Source organism: Salifodinibacter halophilus (assembly GCA_012999515.1).
Lineage (GTDB): Bacteria > Pseudomonadota > Gammaproteobacteria > Nevskiales > Salinisphaeraceae > Salifodinibacter > Salifodinibacter halophilus.
This window is the reverse complement of sequence record JABEEB010000866.1, coordinates 1-230: the sequence shown is the minus strand read 5'-3', so window position 1 is coordinate 230 and position 230 is coordinate 1. Positions and strand designations below refer to the sequence as shown.

The window sequence follows — 230 nt, the reverse complement described above, 5'->3', positions numbered from 1 at the left end:
CGATCGCGCGCGGCCACGGCAGCTGCTGGCCGAGCGCATCGAGGAAACGCCCGGCGGGCGAATCCTCCAGCGCCAGCATCGGCGAGCCGTGCGAAAGGAACAGGGTCGGCAGGCGGGTAGGGATGTCCATGCCGCAAGGGTGATCCTCGCACCGGCGATTTGAAAGCCACGCGTTCGCGCCTGATCGTTCCGCAGTTGTCGGCAATCGGGCCCGCAGCGGCCGATTGTTG

Annotated in this window: 1 protein-coding gene; it reads right to left on the bottom strand. The window is 68.3% G+C overall.

The annotated features are described in order from the left end of the window. A partial coding sequence (locus HKX41_14020; protein ID NNC25250.1) for a dioxygenase occupies window positions 1–130 on the bottom strand: 130 nt, incomplete at its 3' end. Window positions 131–230: the final 100 nt, after the last annotated feature.